The sequence below is a fragment of the Microcoleus sp. S36b_A4 genome, from assembly GCF_036700645.1.
Classification (GTDB): domain Bacteria; phylum Cyanobacteriota; class Cyanobacteriia; order Cyanobacteriales; family Microcoleaceae; genus Microcoleus.
Genome location: NZ_JAUBPI010000085.1, coordinates 1 through 16718, shown reverse-complemented (window position 1 = coordinate 16718; position 16718 = coordinate 1). Strand labels below are relative to the sequence as shown.

18 protein-coding genes are annotated in these 16718 nt (G+C 45.0%); 14 read left to right on the top strand and 4 right to left on the bottom strand.

Translation table 11 applies throughout. The annotated features are described in order from the left end of the window. Positions 1 to 118: 118 nt before the first annotated feature. Together QUA03_RS22505 and QUA03_RS22500 are read right to left on the bottom strand one after the other, a co-directional pair. Complete coding sequence (locus QUA03_RS22505; RefSeq protein WP_333215108.1) at positions 119 to 1396, bottom strand: glycosyltransferase; 1278 nt, start codon at positions 1394 to 1396, stop codon at positions 119 to 121. A gap of 152 nt (positions 1397 to 1548) precedes the next feature. After that, positions 1549 to 2826 (bottom strand): glycosyltransferase, encoded by a 1278-nt coding sequence (locus QUA03_RS22500; RefSeq protein ID WP_333215107.1) that lies wholly within the window; start codon positions 2824 to 2826, stop codon positions 1549 to 1551. Positions 2827 to 3181: 355 nt separating this feature from the next. Between QUA03_RS22500 and QUA03_RS22495 the strand changes: the two genes are divergently transcribed. Next, a complete protein-coding gene (locus QUA03_RS22495) occupies positions 3182 to 3379 on the top strand; it encodes a hypothetical protein (protein WP_333083724.1) in 198 nt (65 codons plus the stop codon). A gap of 838 nt (positions 3380 to 4217) precedes the next feature. Here the strand turns inward: QUA03_RS22495 and QUA03_RS22490 are convergent. Beyond that, positions 4218 to 4367: an isochorismate synthase gene (locus tag QUA03_RS22490; RefSeq protein ID WP_333083725.1), complete on the bottom strand. Its 150-nt coding sequence runs from the start codon at positions 4365 to 4367 to the stop codon at positions 4218 to 4220. Positions 4368 to 4493: 126 nt separating this feature from the next. On the opposite strand from QUA03_RS22490, the gene QUA03_RS22485 reads away from it, so the two are divergent. The 10 genes from QUA03_RS22485 (at position 4494) to QUA03_RS22440 (ending at position 11584) form a co-directional block, all read left to right on the top strand. Then, positions 4494 to 4670, top strand: a complete 177-nt coding sequence (locus QUA03_RS22485) for a hypothetical protein (RefSeq protein ID WP_333215105.1) — start codon at positions 4494 to 4496, stop codon at positions 4668 to 4670. 197 nt (positions 4671 to 4867) lie between these two features. Further along, positions 4868 to 6292, top strand: a complete 1425-nt coding sequence (locus QUA03_RS22480) for a nicotinate phosphoribosyltransferase (RefSeq protein ID WP_333215103.1) — start codon at positions 4868 to 4870, stop codon at positions 6290 to 6292. Positions 6293 to 6368: 76 nt separating this feature from the next. Next, complete coding sequence (locus QUA03_RS22475) at positions 6369 to 6968, top strand: nicotinate-nucleotide adenylyltransferase (protein ID WP_333215101.1); 600 nt, start codon at positions 6369 to 6371, stop codon at positions 6966 to 6968. Then, positions 6929 to 7678: an NrtR DNA-binding winged helix domain-containing protein gene (locus tag QUA03_RS22470; protein WP_333215099.1), complete on the top strand. Its 750-nt coding sequence runs from the start codon at positions 6929 to 6931 to the stop codon at positions 7676 to 7678. Before QUA03_RS22475 ends, QUA03_RS22470 begins: the two co-directional genes overlap by 40 nt. A 70-nt stretch (positions 7679 to 7748) precedes the next feature. Beyond that, positions 7749 to 8042 carry an isochorismate lyase gene (locus QUA03_RS22465; protein WP_333159752.1) on the top strand — a complete coding sequence of 98 codons (294 nt, stop codon included), beginning with the start codon at positions 7749 to 7751 and terminating at the stop codon, positions 8040 to 8042. Between the two features lie 87 nt (positions 8043 to 8129). Next, positions 8130 to 9860 carry an NAD+ synthase gene (locus QUA03_RS22460; protein WP_333215098.1) on the top strand — a complete coding sequence of 577 codons (1731 nt, stop codon included), beginning with the start codon at positions 8130 to 8132 and terminating at the stop codon, positions 9858 to 9860. After that, positions 9802 to 10806, top strand: coding sequence for a DUF192 domain-containing protein (locus QUA03_RS22455; RefSeq protein ID WP_333215097.1), 1005 nt, complete (start codon positions 9802 to 9804; stop codon positions 10804 to 10806). Before QUA03_RS22460 ends, QUA03_RS22455 begins: the two co-directional genes overlap by 59 nt. 52 nt (positions 10807 to 10858) lie before the next feature. Then, on the top strand, positions 10859 to 11167 hold the full coding sequence (gene crn3 / locus QUA03_RS22450; protein WP_333215095.1) for a CRISPR-associated ring nuclease Crn3/Csx3: 309 nt from the start codon (positions 10859 to 10861) through the stop codon (positions 11165 to 11167). After that, a complete protein-coding gene (locus tag QUA03_RS22445; RefSeq protein WP_333215092.1) occupies positions 11154 to 11306 on the top strand; it encodes a hypothetical protein in 153 nt (50 codons plus the stop codon). The genes crn3 and QUA03_RS22445 overlap by 14 nt, the downstream gene beginning before the upstream one ends. A gap of 107 nt (positions 11307 to 11413) precedes the next feature. Then, on the top strand, positions 11414 to 11584 hold the full coding sequence (locus QUA03_RS22440) for a hypothetical protein (RefSeq protein ID WP_333215090.1): 171 nt from the start codon (positions 11414 to 11416) through the stop codon (positions 11582 to 11584). Positions 11585 to 11891: 307 nt separating this feature from the next. On the opposite strand, the gene QUA03_RS22435 is transcribed toward QUA03_RS22440, so the two are convergent. Further along, positions 11892 to 12797, bottom strand: coding sequence for a LysR substrate-binding domain-containing protein (locus tag QUA03_RS22435; protein ID WP_333083738.1), 906 nt, complete (start codon positions 12795 to 12797; stop codon positions 11892 to 11894). 244 nt (positions 12798 to 13041) lie between these two features. On the opposite strand from QUA03_RS22435, the gene QUA03_RS22430 reads away from it, so the two are divergent. The 3 genes from QUA03_RS22430 (at position 13042) to QUA03_RS22420 (ending at position 16646) form a co-directional block, all read left to right on the top strand. Further along, positions 13042 to 13938 carry an aspartoacylase gene (locus QUA03_RS22430; protein WP_333215088.1) on the top strand — a complete coding sequence of 299 codons (897 nt, stop codon included), beginning with the start codon at positions 13042 to 13044 and terminating at the stop codon, positions 13936 to 13938. A 171-nt stretch (positions 13939 to 14109) separates the two neighbouring features. Then, entirely contained in the window at positions 14110 to 15783 is a 1674-nt protein-coding gene (locus QUA03_RS22425) for a S8 family serine peptidase (RefSeq protein ID WP_333215086.1), read from the top strand. Between the two features lie 131 nt (positions 15784 to 15914). Continuing rightward, complete coding sequence (locus QUA03_RS22420) at positions 15915 to 16646, top strand: hypothetical protein (protein WP_333215084.1); 732 nt, start codon at positions 15915 to 15917, stop codon at positions 16644 to 16646. Positions 16647 to 16718: the final 72 nt, after the last annotated feature.

Here is a 16718-nt window from a genome sequence, read left to right as displayed (position 1 = left end):
CATACCGCTGTCAACTTTGCAGTCGAACATAGCATAAATTTGCTCCTCACACCAGAGGTGCGTGAGCCATCAGTCGATTTTAGATTTTAGATTTTAGATTTTAGATTTTAGTCTGCGACTATTTTTCTGCCAAAACAGGTTTCCCAGTCAATACAACCTGTTCGATAATGTCAGCGGCGCGCTTGACTCCGCCCGATCGCCCGATCGCCTCTTGCAGCGCGATCGCCCTTTGTTTATACGACTCTTGGGTTAGGACTTTCACAATTGCCGATCGCAATTTAGGAACGCTCAATTCCTTCAAAGGAACCACTTCCCCAACACCCGTATAAGCAATCCGCGCTGCGACTCCCGGCTGATCGTTCGCCACAGGAATTGCCACCATCGGTACTCCATTACTCAAGGATTCCAAGGTTGTATTCATCCCCGCGTGAGTAATTGTGAGAGTTGCTTTTTGCAGCAATTCTAATTGGGGTGCATAGCCAACAACGATCGGATTTCCCGGCAATTGCGGGAAGGATTCTGGACTCGCGCCACCTCCCAGAGAAATCACCAATTGAGCGTCTAATCCTTCACAAGCAGAGGCGATCGTTTGAAAAACATCCAGCAAGCGATTTTGAATAGTTCCCATCGAAGCATAAATCAATGGTTGGCCAGTTAATTGTTCAAAAGGAAAAGGCACTGGTTTGCGCGTCGCAGGATTGTGATAAGGGCCTGTGAAATGGAAATAAGGGGGTAAATTTTGTCTGGGAAACTCTAATTCAGCCGACTGCTGAGTGATTTGAGCTAGTTTCGAGTAATAATCGTTTGGGTGGGATTGCAAAGGTAAGTTCCACTTTCTGCGATACTCAGAAATCCCTTCTCGAATCGGTCTGGCAAGCAAACTGAGTAACTGATAGCTGACTTGATTCCGTAAGCGTCCTTTCCAAGTTGGATCGTACTGCCAAAGGGTACAAATAGGTGGAACGTCGGGGTCTCGATTTAATAGTAACGCACTGCAAACTGTGATAAAAGGAATGTTTATAAATTCTGCAATTGTTCCTCCTTCCAGTGAAACTTGGTCTACGAGTAAAGCTTCTACATCAGCTTTTTTAATAGAGATAGGAGCCTCTCTAAGAATAGCATCTGAAGTCTTCGCAACTTCCTTAAAAGTATGTTGCAATGCCGCTAGTCCGCTAAGTTTTCCGCGTTGGGAAAGGATTTCTGCGAACCAGCCGACGGGAAACTCTTCTTCAGCTAATGGCTGAAATTCCAATCCGCTGGCTAAGGTTGTGACTTGAGCCTCAAGGAAGCCAAATACTGTAACTCGATGGCCTCTGCGAAGCAGTTCGCAGCCTAATGTTGTCATAGGGTTGAGGTGGCCGGCACCGGGTGGACACAGAATGCCGAAGTGAGTCATTAGTAAAGTCTCCGTGTGAATTCAACCTTTTTTAGCATTTAATCGGCGGTGTGAGGGGTTTTTGTTGGGCGTTGGGGAGGTGGGGCGATCGCTCCTCTTGGCTACAGCTTATTTTTGCTCTTCTAGGAGCTTAAAATCACCGCCAAAAAGTATTATTTCCCAGCCAAAACAGGTTTCCCAGTCAACACAACCTGTTCGATAATGTCAGCGGCGCGCTTGACTCCGCCCGATCGCCCGATCGCCTCTTGCAGCGCGATCGCCCTTTGTTTATACGACTCTTGGGTTAGGACTTTCACAATTGCCGATCGCAATTTAGGAACGCTCAATTCCTTCAAAGGAACCACTTCCCCAACACCCGTATAAGCAATCCGCGCTGCGACTCCCGGCTGATCGTTCGCCACAGGAATTGCCACCATCGGTACTCCATTACTCAAGGATTCCAAGGTTGTATTCATCCCCGCGTGAGTAATTGTGAGAGTTGCTTTTTGCAGCAATTCTAATTGGGGTGCATAGCCAACAACGATCGGATTTCCCGGCAATTGCGGGAAGGATTCTGGACTCGCGCCACCTCCCAGAGAAATCACCAATTGAGCGTCTAATCCTTCACAAGCAGAGGCGATCGTTTGAAAAACATCCAGCAAGCGATTTTGAATAGTTCCCATCGAAGCATAAATCAATGGTTGGCCAGTTAATTTTTCAAAGGGAAAAGGCACTGGTTTGCGCGTCTTTGGGTTGTGATAAGGGCCGGTGAAATGGAAATAAGGGGGTAAATTTTGTCTGGGAAACTCTAATTCAGCAGGCTGCTGGCTGAGCTGAGCGAGTTTAGAGTAACCATCATTCGGGTGAGAGTACAAAGGTAATTTCCACTGGTGGCGATACTCAGCAATCACCTCTCGAATCGGTTTGACTGCCAGATTTAGTAACTGATAGCTGAGTTGATTGCGTAGGCGGTTTGGTAAAGTTGGATTGTATTGCCAAGAAGTACAAAACGGAGGAATGTTAGGGTCTCTATTTACCATCAAAGCACTGCATACTGTGACAAAAGGAAGGTTGAGAAATTCTGCAATTGTTCCTCCCTCGAATGAAACTTGGTCTACGAGTAAAGCTTCTACACCGGCTTTTTGAATGGCAGTTGGAGCCTCTGTGATGATAGCAGTCGAAATCTCTGTGAATGCTTTGATAGTATATCGAAATGCTGTCATTCCGCTGAGTTTCCCCAGTTGGGCCAAGCCTTCTGCCATTGAGCCTGGGGGAAATTCATCTTCAGCTAATGGCTGGAATTCTAAGCCGCTGGCTAAGGTGGTGGTTTTAGCATCGAGGAAGTTAAATACGGTAACTCGATGGCCTCGGCGAAGCAGTTCGTTGCCTAATGTTGTCATGGGGTTGAGGTGGCCGTCGCCGGCTGGACAGAAAATGCCGAAGTGGGTCATTAGTAAAGGCTCCGTGTGAATTTAACCTTTTGAGCATTTAATGGGCGGTGTGGGGTTTTTGTTAGGCGTTGGGGCGTTGGGGCGTTGGGGCGATCACTTGGAGAAACTCAGGAATGGGACGCAGGCTTTAGTCATTGCCAGAGAGTGTTACCAGTATATAGTTGTATGCGATCTGCGATACCTAGCCAAAAGTTCAGGTGATCTCCTCAACCAAAGGTTAGTTCAAACTAAGTTGTTTTTATACCTTCAAAACTCAACTTTGAGCTAGCTACTTTAGCCAGGGAATTTTCTAAACTAAATTTACGCATAGGCCAGCCATAGCCTAGCTGTAAAAAATCCACAAGGAGTAACTTCCATGTCGAGTGAAAGCATCATAAAAAAAGCAACATCTACACCGGAAAACTCAACCTATCGAGAATTGAGCGACTTGGAACTCGAAGCGATCGCAGGTGGTATGCGTACTATCACAATCGAAGGCCCAGTGCCGGACTATCTAAAGCCCCGCATATCCACGCAACTGATTAACTACTTGCAGTCATATTTCGGGAAATGAGCGGCTTGTAACTATAAGCGATCGCGCTTCCGCTGAGTTTAAACATCCAATCAGAAAACATCAATGGAAACCCAGTTTATTTAAGAAACTGGGTTTTTATTTACCTCATATCATATACGTGTGAATCGAGCGTAATTCCTGTAGGGGCGGTTTTTACCAACCATAATCAACTAGAACTAATAATCTTGTAAACCAGATCCTGGCTCCATAGCACGTCTAAATCATTATATAAATCTACAAAAAAGGCTTTGCTTAATCAGGGTATGAAAAAAATCACTTAAAAATCCCGAAGTTTTGTGAATATTGGTTTCTATGCCTTGCATATTTAGCCTTTCCTACCTTAAATCAGCAACGCCAAAATCTTTATTTCAAAAGCTTACTACACTGAATATATAGCAAGTTTATTTGAGTTGTGAATGTAGAACAACCTGAAACGCTTGTGATGATTGAATCGATTGTTTACAAATCAAATGGTTTTGCTATACCTTTTGTCAATTTGGGAAGTTAAATGTAATTGGTGATTGGTAATTGTAGGTGGGGTAGAAGGAAGGGAAACCACGCCTACAATTACTATTCACAGTCATTCGATTTTAGATTTTAGATTTTAGATTTTGGATTGACCCCACGGATAAATTCGGGGAGTTGAGAATTTGAGATTTGAGATTTTGGATGGATTCCACGGATAAATCACGTGGCGAATACCATCAAGAAATTCTTGGTCAAAGTCCTAAGTCAAAAGTTCCAAGTCAAAAGCTAACAGCCAACAGTTAATTGTTAACTGTTGACTGTTAAACTGAATCCCTGTGCCGAACTCGCTAGAAACTGCCGGAATGGCTGTTCATTCTTTGGATTTAGAACTTTTGGAAAGCTTACCTTCAAAAGGTTGAACTCCACTATTTGGATAGTTGTCATCGCTGGGGCTAAAAATCCGCACCGCTGCTTCCGAAACGTAACGCATTGCGTTTGTCAAAGATTTAGAAAGATTCATAGAATCTGCCTCTCTTGTCTGAGTTCTGATACTTTTAATATTACTCGGATTTTTGGGCTGTGCATGAGTTTAGCAATATTTATTTGAATTACTTATTGGTCTGCAACATAGAAGCAAGCTGAAGGTTTGAGAAATTACGCATTTTTGGACGATCGACCTTTTGCTGGTAGATTTTTCCTTGCTCAGCTCAAGCACTCGCGATCGCCCTCCCGACGCTCAGAAACCGGGTTGTCTAACTCTCTTCAAAGGCTGCAAGGAAATATTTTCGCAAAAGACCCGGAACGCTTGAGTGTTTGTGCTTAATTCCTGAGTTTTTTAAATTCAGTATTTATATTGCTTTTACCATAATATTAATCGAAAAATCAACCTAAATCTGCTATTAAAGGGCATAATAAGCGAATTTTTCCGACAAATATCTGCAATCTTTATCAAAAATTTACAAAAAGATATGGTGTTTGTCACTATAATTAAAAAAAAGAAGTTTGTTCGGGGTTTTTCTTATGGAAACTGCGACAGAAAGCCTGCAGCTCACAGGTTTTGAAGAAATCTTAGAAGACCAGGAACTAACGGTTTCTTCAGCAGATTACAGCCTTTTGACCGATCTCTACCAGCTAACGATGTCCGCTTGTTACGTCGGGGAAGGGATCGACGGGCGGGCCGCGAGTTTTGAATTATTCGCGCGCAGGCTGCCAGAAGGTTTTGGCTACGCGATCGCGATGGGTTTGGCTCAAGTTATCGATTATTTGGAAAAATTTCGGTTTTCGCCGGCGCAAATTGAGGCTTTGCAGTCCACTGGGATTTTTGCCGACGCCCCGGAACGATTTTGGACTTTACTCGCCACAGCTCGTTTTACTGGCGATGTTTGGGCGGTGCCGGAGGGGACGGCGGTGTTTGCTAACGAGCCTCTGCTGCGAATTGAGGCTCCTCTGTGGCAGGCTCAGTTAGTGGAAACTTATTTATTGAATGCGATAAATTATCAAACTTTGATTGCGACGCGGGCAGCGCGGCTGCGGGATGTGGCGGGCCCGGAGGCTAAGTTGCTGGAATTCGGGACGCGCAGGGCTTTTGGGCCTCAAGCTGCTGTTTGGGCGGCTAGGGCTGCCCTGGCTGCGGGATTCGACGGAACTTCTAATATTTTGGCTGCTTTGAAGTTGGGCCGCAAGCCTGTCGGTACGATCGCCCATGCTTTGGTAATGGCTGTGGCTGCCCTCGAAGGCAGTGAGAATCAGGCGTTTGCAGCTTTTCACCGCTATTTTCCGGGGGCGCCGCTGCTGATCGATACTTATGATACTGTGGCGGCGGCGCGGATGTTGGCCGATCGAGTAAACAGCGGTGAAATGCAGTTGGAAGGCGTGCGGCTGGATTCGGGCGATTTGGCGCTGCTGTCTCGGGAAGTTCGATCGATCCTGCCTGGGGTTCCAATTTTTGCTAGCGGCGATTTGGACGATCGAGAAATTGCGAAATTAAAAAGTAGCGGTGCTTGCATTGACGGTTACGGTTTGGGAACGAAGTTGGTCAGCGGTTCTCCTATCAACGGTGTTTATAAGTTGGTGGAAATTGACGGAATTCCGGTGATGAAAGAGGCAAGCGGCAAGGTAACATATCCAGGAAGAAAGCAAATTTTTAGACATATTGAAAATGGGCAAATTCTCGGAGATTATTTGGGATTGTCGGGAGAAACTATTCACAATTGCGATTATTACTTACCATTAATGGAGTTGGTTGTCAAGGATGGCAAACGAGTTCAGAACCAGGAAAGTTTGGAGGAGATCGCCAAACGCACTGCTGCTTCTGTCGCCAGTCTTCGACCCGAAACTCGCCAACTTGACAACCCGATTTCGCTGCAGGTGGAAATTTCTACAGATTTGCAGACTCTCACCCAAAAAACGAAAAAGAGTCAATCGATTTTAGATTTTAGATTTTAGATTTTAGATTGAAGTCAACAGTCAACAGTCAACAGTCAACAGTCAACAGTCAACAGTCAACAATTACCGATTCCCTATGCAGAAGATTGCTCTTTTTGGAACCAGTGCCGATCCGCCCACAGCGGGACATAAAACAATTCTGAGTTGGCTTTCGCAACATTTTGATTGGGTAGCAGTTTGGGCGTCGGACAATCCTTTTAAGTCGCATCAAACTTCTTTACAACACCGATCGGCAATGCTGCTGTTAATGATTCAAGAAATTAATTCGCCCAGACACAATCTTTGCTTGCATCCAGAACTCAGCAGTCCGAGGACTGTGGAAACTGTGGAACAAGCAAGATTGCTGTGGCCGGATGCAGATTTGACGCTGGTAATCGGTTCTGACTTGGTAGGGCAACTGTCTCGCTGGTACAAATTTGAACAATTGTTAAAACAAGTGGATTTGCTGATAGTACCGCGACCCGGTTATCCATCAGAGCAAATAGATTTGTGGCAGTTGAGGCGCATGGGTGCAGACGTGGCGATCGCATCTTTGAGTGCTCCCAATGTTTCTTCTACTTCCTATCGGGAAAAAGGAGACAGGGAAGCTCTGACTCCGACCATCGAAGATTACATCCATAGGGAGCATTTGTACGCATGGCACGAGGCACAAAAAAGAGCGAGGGTTGCTCATTAGCTGACTTTAAAGTAGGAGTAGATAATGTTATTTTTTCCGTCGATACCGTGCAGAACCGCTTGTTGGTGCTGTTGATAATGCGGCAAGACGAACCGTTTATCGATTCTTGGAGTCTTCCCGGTACTTTGGTGCGGCACGGAGAGTCTCTGGAAAATGCAGCTTACCGGATTTTGTCTGAGAAAATTCGGGTAAAAAATTTGTATCTGGAGCAATTGTATACTTTTGGAGAACCCGGGCGCGATCCTCGGGAAATTACCAGGGGCGATCGTTATCTTTCGGTTAGTTATTTTGCTTTGGTACGCTTTGAGGAAGCTGAGTTAATTGCTGGGAGTGTAGTCGCGGGTGTCGGGCACCGTGTCGGCGGTATTGCTTGGTATCCCGTGCAACAAGTTCCTAAGCTGGCCTTCGATCACAATCAAATTCTCGAATACGGATATCGGCGACTGCGTAACAAACTTGAATACAGCCCGGTAGCTTTTGAAGTTTTGCCGGAACTTTTTACTTTGAGCGACTTGTATCAGCTTTATACAACTATTTTGGGGGAAAATTTTTCTGATTATTCTAATTTTAGAGCTCGATTGTTGAAATTGGGTTTTTTGTGCGATACCGGTGTTAAGGTTTCGCGCGGGGCTGGCCGCCCTGCTAGTTTGTACCGCTTTGATGCGGCCGCTTTTGCTCCTTTCAAAAATAAGCCACTGGTGTTTATTTAGCTGTTCCTTGGATGACATTCTGGGATCAATTTAGTAACATTAGAATATAAGCTATTAAGGAGTGCAGACTATGAAAGACCCCGATGAATGCGCTAATATTCACGAAGTTCGGGAGGAAATTGATATCATCGATCGAGAAGTGATCGACGCTTTGAGCAAAAGATTTAAATACGTCGTCGCGGCAGCAAGGTTCAAAACGAGTGAAGCTGGCGTTAGAGCGCCCGATCGCTTTCATGCTATGTTACAGCAGCGGCGCGAGTGGGCTTTAGAATCAGGTTTGAATCCTGATGTGGTTGAAAATATTTACCGGGATTTGGTAAATTATTATATTGAGGAAGAGTTGAAACATTTCAAATCTGAGTAAGGTTTCTATACATTCAAATCTAGAACTATAGGAAAGTGAGTCCGCGCGGGCGGACTGTTAGCAATATTTATGAGGTGATTTGGTGATATGAAAATTGCGATCGCACAACTCAACCCTACTATTGGTGATATCTTGGGCAACTCCAACCTGATTCTGGAGGCTGCGAAAAAAGCTGAGGTTGAGGGCGCAAACTTATTGCTAACACCGGAACTTTCCCTGATCGGTTATCCGCCGCGCGATTTGTTAATTAATCCGAGTTTCATTGCAGATGCAGGTACACAGTTGCAGCAACTGGCGCAAGCTTTGCCGCCGGAGTTGGCAGTCATAGTAGGCACTGCCTTACCTAATGCTAATGCTGTTAAACTCGGCGGAAAATCCTTGTTTAATAGTGCTATTTTGTTGCAAAATGGCGCCGTCAAAACAGTTTTTCATAAACGCTTGTTGCCTACTTATGATGTATTTGATGAAGATAGATATTTTGAACCGGGAGAAAACAGCAATTACTTTTCTATTGGCGAAGTCAAAATCGGCGTGACAATTTGTGAAGATTTGTGGAACAATGAGGAGTTTTGGGGTAAACGCAGTTACGCGGGCGATCCTGTTTCCGATCTGGCAAAATTGGGTGTAGATTTAGTGGTGAATTTGTCGGCATCGCCTTATTCTGCGGGGAAGCGGGGAGTGCGATCGGCGATGTTGCAGCACAGCATCATTCGCTGCGGGATACCGATTATTTACGCTAATCAGGTAGGGGGAAATGACGATATTATTTTTGATGGTAGCAGTTTTGGTGTGAATCGAAAGGGTGATTTAATTCAGGTATTAGCTTCTTTTGAAACGGATTTTGCGGTGCTGGAATATGACGCCACTAAACAAGATTTAGTTGGCAGCGGTGGGAATGGGCAAGATGCCCGATCCACAACAGATTTAAGTTTTCATCCGGCAGAAGGAGATGCAGAAATTTGGGCTGCTTTGGTTTTGGGAGTAGGAGATTATGTCCGCAAGTGCGGTTTTTCTAAGGTTGTACTCGGTTTGAGTGGCGGGATAGATTCGGCTTTGGTGGCTGCGATCGCCAGTTGCGCGATCGGGCCCGAAAATGTTCTAGGGGTGTTGATGCCTTCTCCTTACAGTTCGGATCATTCGGTTAATGATGCTTTGGAATTAGCACGAAATCTGGGCATTGCAATCGAAATGTTGCCGATCGGCGATTTGATGAAAACTTACGATCGCACTCTCGCCAATTTGTTTGTCAATACAACTTTCGGGATTGCTGAGGAAAATATTCAATCGCGGATTCGAGGCAATCTGTTGATGGCAATTTCTAATAAGTTCGGACATTTGCTGCTTTCGACTGGCAATAAGTCGGAAATGGCGGTGGGTTACTGCACTCTCTACGGCGATATGAATGGGGGATTGGCGGTGATTTCTGATGTGCCGAAAACTCGCGTTTATTCGCTTTGTCGGTGGCTGAATTCTGGGAGTGAGAAGATTAAAAATCATGCAAATTTGGGAAAGAAAATTATTCCGGTTAATATTATTAATAAACCGCCGAGTGCTGAACTAAAACCTGGCCAAATTGACCAAGATTCTTTGCCGGATTACGATGTTTTGGATGACATCTTGCAGCGGTTGATCGAACATCACGAATCTGCCCAACAAATTGTGGCGGCAGGACACGATGAAGCCGTGGTTAAACGTGTAGTAAAATTAGTGAGGCAAGCGGAGTTTAAACGGCGGCAAGCAGCCCCTGGTTTGAAAATTAGTGCTCGAGCTTTTGGTACCGGTTGGCGGATGCCGATCGCCAAATCTTCATTTTATTAAACGCATCATTAAACGCACAATGGTTAACATCGACGGTAGTTTCGGCTTCGATTTTCTCCTGGGAACTCTCAGCAACGATACGATTAGAGGATTTGCGGGTAATGATACTGTTCAAGGTTTGGGGGGAAATGACCGAATTTTTGGCGATCGGGAAAATGATTTGCTAGCAGGAAATGAAGGCGCTGATACGCTGTCTGGCGGTCAGGGAAGCGATACAATCTATGGAGGACAAGACTCCGATTGGATTTTTGGCGATCGGGGTAACGATTTGCTAATAGGCGGCGAAGGCGGGGATCTCTTAACAGGAGGCGCGGGTGATGATTTATTTGTGATTGAAAAAACCGCCGCATCTACTATTACTGAAGCGGATATAATTACAGATTTTGGCAACGGCAATGATAAAATTGTCTTGACAGAAGGCATGAAGTTTAGCGATTTAGAGCTTTCTGTTTCCGACAACCAAACTATTATGAAAGACAAAAAATCTGGTAATTATTTAGGAGTTGTTTTGGGAAATTCTAATCTGACTGAATCAAACTTTATTTCGCTGTTTGGCGGACTAGATAGGGGTCAGCTTTTGCCAATTTCGGTTAACACGATTATAGCCGATCGCGCGATCGGACTAGAAGTGGCGCAAACTCCCCAAGAACAAGCCACAGGTTTAATGTTTCGCACAGAATTGCCAGACGACAGAGGAATGCTTTTCCCCATCGAACCCGCGCGAAACGTGCGTTTTTGGATGAAAAACGTGTTTATTGAGCTCGATATGGTTTTTCTGCGGGAAGGCGTAGTGCAGGCAATAATTCCTAACGTACCGCCGTGTTTGAGCGAAACCTGCCCCAACTACGGCCCGGATGTTCCCGTTGATGGAGTTATTGAACTCAGAGGCGGAAGGGCAGCCCAATTGGGACTCAAAGTTGGCGATCGGATTCCCAATTTGCCCTAAAAGGTATATGATTTTATCGCAGCATTCAACATTTTTGCATCCAATGAATCCTATGAATCCTATTGAATTAAAAATAATCCCCCATCAAACTCAAGACGGTTTAGCTTACCAACATTTGCGCTTGCGAATTACAACTCAAGACGGTATCATCACACCCGATGATTTACAAGGTTTGAAACTTCCTCAAGACGTTCAATTAAGCCAAGGAATTGTCATTGAAGGTAGAGGAGCAATTTGGCTGTACGGGTATTTAGTACATGAATGTCATCCTGCGGCTTGGGTGGGATGTTACGATCCGCGATTAGAAGGTGCCGTGGTAGTAGCGACGCACAAGCACGAGGTATCAGTTGGACAGGTTTAAAATTGAGTTTACCGAGCGATTAAGACTCTACGTAGCGAGTGTAGCGGCTTTGGTTTTGAATGCCAACCCGACTCTTACTCCGGCTCAAGTTGAGTATATCTTGACGACAATAGCCAAACCAAATGGGATAATAGCCTAGAAAAAATAGGCAGCGACTATTCAGAAATATTAATCGATCGCCATACACCCGCGCGAATCTGTTTTGTCCGAACCTCAGCGCGGATGGGATGTGGATGCAATCCAGCAATGGATGGCAAATATGGATTGACTTCGCAGTTAGAAATTTGGCAGAAAGTCGGCGCTTATACTTGTCGAACTTGTGAAGGTCAAATTCAAAATTTTAGCAAGCAAGTAGGATGGAACATGAGCTCGCAAGTAATCCCTATACCAGGGGAGTATCCAACAGTTGCTGCATGAAGTTGGCAAAGTTATGTTGACAGCGATAAAAGCATAACTAGGTACTGTCTTTTTGCTGGCGCGCAGATATGACAAGCGTGGAAAGTTACAAAATTTAACCGATTTTCTACTTTCGCCAATTGCGGCAAGTAACAGTTAATACAGCATATTCCTGGTTCATGAACTACAGTAGCAGCTATATTGTGTGGTGTTAATCTGTAGGGTGCGGATCTGCGAGATATTAGATAAAACTTGCAGATTGTTGATGGCGACGCACCTTACTTGCTTGACTTTTCAAAGCTTTTTACCTATGCCTGTTTCTCACAAATTATTTAGGATTGCTATAAATTGAGAGGGTTTTAATAATATTGAGGAATTGCTGCAAAATGGTGGACGAATGATTATGCCGCCAAACAGCAGTTAATTGAGTGGTTGTCGTTTGTTCCTGAATCTGACGATAGACCACTCCTTCCCGTTGAAGATTCTGTACGTGAGATGGCAGAATGCTGATACCTGTTTCCCCTGCGACTAATCCCAAAATTGTGACCATAAAGACGGCTGTTTGAGCAACTTTAGGAACAAACCCTGCTTGCGAACATACATGGTAAATTTCCTCAGATAAGCCAGCCACAATCTGATGAAGGGGCATTACAAATTCTTGATCCTTTAGGTCGGAAAGCGAAATTTTGGATTGGGCTGTAAGCGGATGGTTTTTGGGTAAAACGACGACAAGTGGTTCTTGCGTGAGAGACATCGTTTCTAAATCATTGGCTTCAGAAATATCGTGGTAGAGATAGAGAAAAATGATATCAGTCTGGCGATCGCGCAACCTCTGAATTAGGGAAGCACTATGTTCTTCCTGCAAAATCAGTTTTACCTCTGGATATCGCTGTCGAAAAGTTCGCAGCATCTCTGGAAAGACACCATTCGCGATCGAACTGGGAAAACCCACCGTCAAATAACCCAATTCACCCTGATGAATGCGCTGGGTTTTATGTACCGCTTGTTCTAACTGTACCAAAGTTGCGCGAGCTTCTTCTAAAAACGCCTGTCCTGCTGGGGTTAGCTGAATCGGGTGACTTTTGCGATCGAATAGCTTCACACCCAGTTCAGCCTCTAAATCTTTAATTTGTTGACTTAGGGGCGGTTGGGCAATGTGCAATCGCTTTGCCGCGCGACTAAAGCTCAGTTCGTCTGCCACTGCAATGAAGTAACGAAGATGGCGAAGTTCCATAGGTTATACGATTTTAGATTTGAGAATTGAATGATTGGGAATGAATGATTACTATCATGGTTTGGAGCACGAGCCTACAGTTATATTCTCTTTGGTAACGGGGATTAAATACTATATTTTTTAAGTATATTGTTATATATAAAAAAGTATTTGACATATAGCTATAACTTCTTTATTTTGAAAGTAATAGTTATAAATTTCGGCACAAAATACCTATTTAAGTATTGCTTAATGAGGATTATTCATGATTTCGCAAGTAATTCGACGAGTTGCAGTTGTGGGAGGAACCCACGGAAACGAGTTGACTGGGGTTTATCTGATTAAGAAGTTTCAACAATTCCCAGACTTACTGAAACGATCGAGCTTTGAGGTGGTTACTCTATTAGCTAATCCTCAAGCGGTAAAGTCCAATCGGCGTTATGTCTATCGCGATTTGAACCGTTGCTTTGCCGAGGAAGATTTGTCTAACCCAGATTTGATGGGTTACGAGAACAGACGTGCTAAGGAAATCTCCGCCCAACTATGTCCGAAAGACGAACATGGGGCTGATGTGATCGTTGACCTTCACAGCACAACGGCCAACATGGGGCTGACAATTTTACCATCTAGCAAACATCCATTCAATTTGCAATTATTAGCTTATTTGAGTGAGATCGAACCCTCACTGCGAGTTTGTTTCGGAGAGCATTCTGGTGAGGATGCCCCAATGCTTCGATCGCTCTCTGCTTTCGGTGGCACCATAGAAGTTGGGCCCATCGCCCAGGGAGTCATTAACGCCCGTCAGCTTCAGCAAACCGAAATGCTAGTCCACGCCATTCTGGATTATCTCGACGCACAAAATCGGGGAAAGCCGCTTCCTATACCATCATATTTAACTGTATATCAGGCGATCGGCTCAGTAGACTATCCCAGAAATTCACTAGGTGAACTGCAAGCTGCGATCCACCCCCAACTTCAGTTCAAAGACTATGAACCCTTGCATCCCGGTGAACCGATGTTTCTCACATTTACGGGAGAATCACTCCCCTATCAAGGAGAATCTACTGTTTTCCCTGTATTCATTAACGAAGCTGCCTATTACGAAAAACACATAGCGATGGTTTTGACGCAAAAACAACAGCTTCAGCTTGAAACGGCATAACTTGCCGAAAAATATGACTTTTATGAAATTAGGGTTATGACTTTTATGAACTCAAGCAATGAATTTATGAATTGACTTATCATTTCGCCGATGGAAGAATGTTAATTAATTTAAAATCAAGCATTGTCTCCCTTAAACACCAGTGAATCTCAAATTATCAGGAGTGAATTTATGGAAAGTACGCTCGGTATATTGGCAATCGATCGCGAACAGCAGCTCACAGCAGCATTAACAACCTTTGGTAACAGCGGTCAGCTTAATTTTTTCACTGCATCCAGTCAATTTAGCGGTAGCATCCCCACCCACGGTCTTGACACTGATAATTTGACAGCGATCGCGATCGGCGAACAAGGACAAATAGCAGATTTTGTAGTAACCCAAAGCAGCGAGAGCCTCAGTTACTCAGCCAACAATCAAGTCGCTAGCATTACATCTCCTGCTCAACAAAAATCGAACTCAGATGCGATCGCTGTCGGCACAGATCCCCTCACAGGAACGAGAACGGCTAATCAGTTGAATTTATCAGATCCAGGCAACTCCTTAGCCACTGCACGCAATATAGGTGTAGTTGATAACAGCAGCGTCAACTTAAGCGATTTTGTCGGAGTTGGTGATACTGACGATTATTACAGTTTTACTGTCAGCAGCAATAGCAATTTAAGCTTGCGTCTCGACGGTTTGAGTGCTAATGTCGGCATCGAGTTAATTGAAGATAAGAACCGCAACGGTTGGGCAGGACCTGACGAAATTATTGACAGAATTTCTACCTTAGTCAGTACATCCCGCGAGATAAATTTCTTCAACCTGACTCCCGGAAATTACTATGTCGGAGTTTATAGTTACTCTGGCTATAAGAATTACAACCTGGAGCTTACTGCAACACCTGCTACTGGTTTTAGCAGCAATTACGGATACGGTTTAGTGGATGCAAATGCAGCAGTAGCCCGCACTTTTAACAGTCCAGTTAAGTTCCCAGAAGTTCCTAATTTGGGCGGGAATGATTGGGCAAGAGACATGGTAAATGCGCCGGAAGTTTGGCAGGGGGGAATTACCGGAAATGGGATTGTTGTAGCTGTCGTGGATAGCGGTGTTGACTACACCCATCTCGATTTAGATGCCAATATTTGGCAGAATGCGGATGAGATTCCCAATAACCAAATTGACGACGATCGCAACGGATATATTGATGATATTCGGGGTTGGGATTTTGTGTGGAACGACAACAACCCAATGGATTGGGACGGTCACGGGACTCACGTAGCAGGCGCGATCGCGGCCGAACGCAATGGTTTTCACATCACAGGAGTTGCCCCCAATGCCAAAATTATGCCTGTCAAGGTGTGGGACTCGTATAATGGGAATATCAATAGTATTGCAGAAGGAATTCGCTATGCTGCTAATAATGGAGCCAATGTAATTAACCTCAGCTTGGGCGATTATCGGTTATCTTCCAAGGTAATTGAGGACGCAGTTCAGTATGCAAATAGCAAAGGCTCTGTTGTCGTCATGTCAGCAGGAAATGATTATTCCAGCCAACCAGATTATCCAGCTAGAAATGCCGATCGCTTCGGAATTGCTGTCGGAGGAATCGATCAAAATGGCAGAGTGGCTTACTTCTCTAACTATGCAGGTTCTAAACCTTTGGATTACGTAGTCGCACCTGGAGTAGATATCCTTTCTACAACTCCAAATAACACTTACAAAACCTACGAAGGCACATCGATGGCGGCCCCTCACGTGGCGGGTGTAGCCGCTTTAGTTTTGAATGCAAATCCGAATCTAACTCCGGCTCAGGTTGAGCAAATTTTGACTTCAACAGCCAACCCAAATGGGATAATAGCCTAGAAAGAATAGGCAGCAACTATTCAGAAACATTAGTCGATCGCCCTACAACCGCGCGAATCTGTTTTGTCAGAAGCTTCGGGCGATCGAACACTCGTCTATTTACCAAATTTGCAATTTTAATGTGAGGACTTATGACTATTAATCGCGTCTCAGTTGACTCAGCAGGCAATCAGGCGATCGGCGACTCCGAGATCCCCTCCATCTCTGCCGATGGGCGGTTTGTGACGTTTTTATCTAACGCCACCAACCTCGTGCCGGGGGACACTAACAATAGCAAGGACATCTTCGTGCGCGACTTGTTAACGAATATCATCACCCGCGTCTCAGTTAACTCAGCAGGCAATCAGGGGAACGCCTTGTCCGTCCTCCCCTCCATTTCCGGTAACGGGCGGTTTGTGGCGTTTGCATCGAATGCTTCCAACCTCGTGCCGGGGGACACTAACGGTAGAGCCGACATCTTCGTCCGCGACTTGTTAACGAATATCACTACCCGCGTCTCTGTTGACTCAGCAGGCAATCAGGGGAACGGCATTTCCTATTCCTTGTTGACCTCCATCTCCGCCGACGGGCGGTTTGTGACGTTTGCATCGGATGCCACCAACCTTGTGGCGGGAGACACTAACGGTACCCGTGATATCTTCGTGCGTGACTTGTTAACAAACACTACCACCCGCGTCTCTGTAGATTCAGCAGGCAATCAGGGGAACGGCATTTCCGAGTTCCCCTCCATCTCCGCCGACGGGCGGTTTGTGGGGTTTGCATCTAATGCCTCCAACCTCGTGCCGGGAGACACTAACAATAGTCGCGATACCTTCGTCCGCGACTTGTTAACGAATACCACTACCCGCGTCTCTGTAGATTAGACCTCTTGCGAAAGTGCGCTCGTTCTAGGTAAAATAAAAGAAAAAATTAGCTCCCATAATATGAAGTACGAA

Excerpts from the sequence above, each read along its gene's own strand:
- QUA03_RS22425 (WP_333215086.1), top strand. The coding sequence starts at position 14,110 with ATGGAAAGTACGCTCGGTATATTGGCAATCGATCGCGAACAGCAGCTC.
- QUA03_RS22500 (WP_333215107.1), bottom strand. The coding sequence starts at position 2,826 with ATGACCCACTTCGGCATTTTCTGTCCAGCCGGCGACGGCCACCTCAAC.
- QUA03_RS22420 (WP_333215084.1), top strand. The coding sequence starts at position 15,915 with ATGACTATTAATCGCGTCTCAGTTGACTCAGCAGGCAATCAGGCGATC.
- QUA03_RS22480 (WP_333215103.1), top strand. The coding sequence starts at position 4,868 with ATGGAAACTGCGACAGAAAGCCTGCAGCTCACAGGTTTTGAAGAAATC.
- QUA03_RS22430 (WP_333215088.1), top strand. The coding sequence starts at position 13,042 with ATGATTTCGCAAGTAATTCGACGAGTTGCAGTTGTGGGAGGAACCCAC.
- QUA03_RS22435 (WP_333083738.1), bottom strand. The coding sequence starts at position 12,797 with ATGGAACTTCGCCATCTTCGTTACTTCATTGCAGTGGCAGACGAACTG.
- QUA03_RS22465 (WP_333159752.1), top strand. The coding sequence starts at position 7,749 with ATGAAAGACCCCGATGAATGCGCTAATATTCACGAAGTTCGGGAGGAA.
- QUA03_RS22470 (WP_333215099.1), top strand. The coding sequence starts at position 6,929 with ATGGCACGAGGCACAAAAAAGAGCGAGGGTTGCTCATTAGCTGACTTT.
- QUA03_RS22475 (WP_333215101.1), top strand. The coding sequence starts at position 6,369 with ATGCAGAAGATTGCTCTTTTTGGAACCAGTGCCGATCCGCCCACAGCG.
- QUA03_RS22490 (WP_333083725.1), bottom strand. The coding sequence starts at position 4,367 with ATGAATCTTTCTAAATCTTTGACAAACGCAATGCGTTACGTTTCGGAA.
- QUA03_RS22495 (WP_333083724.1), top strand. The coding sequence starts at position 3,182 with ATGTCGAGTGAAAGCATCATAAAAAAAGCAACATCTACACCGGAAAAC.
- QUA03_RS22505 (WP_333215108.1), bottom strand. The coding sequence starts at position 1,396 with ATGACTCACTTCGGCATTCTGTGTCCACCCGGTGCCGGCCACCTCAAC.
- QUA03_RS22440 (WP_333215090.1), top strand. The coding sequence starts at position 11,414 with ATGGATGGCAAATATGGATTGACTTCGCAGTTAGAAATTTGGCAGAAA.
- crn3 (WP_333215095.1), top strand. The coding sequence starts at position 10,859 with ATGAATCCTATTGAATTAAAAATAATCCCCCATCAAACTCAAGACGGT.
- QUA03_RS22460 (WP_333215098.1), top strand. The coding sequence starts at position 8,130 with ATGAAAATTGCGATCGCACAACTCAACCCTACTATTGGTGATATCTTG.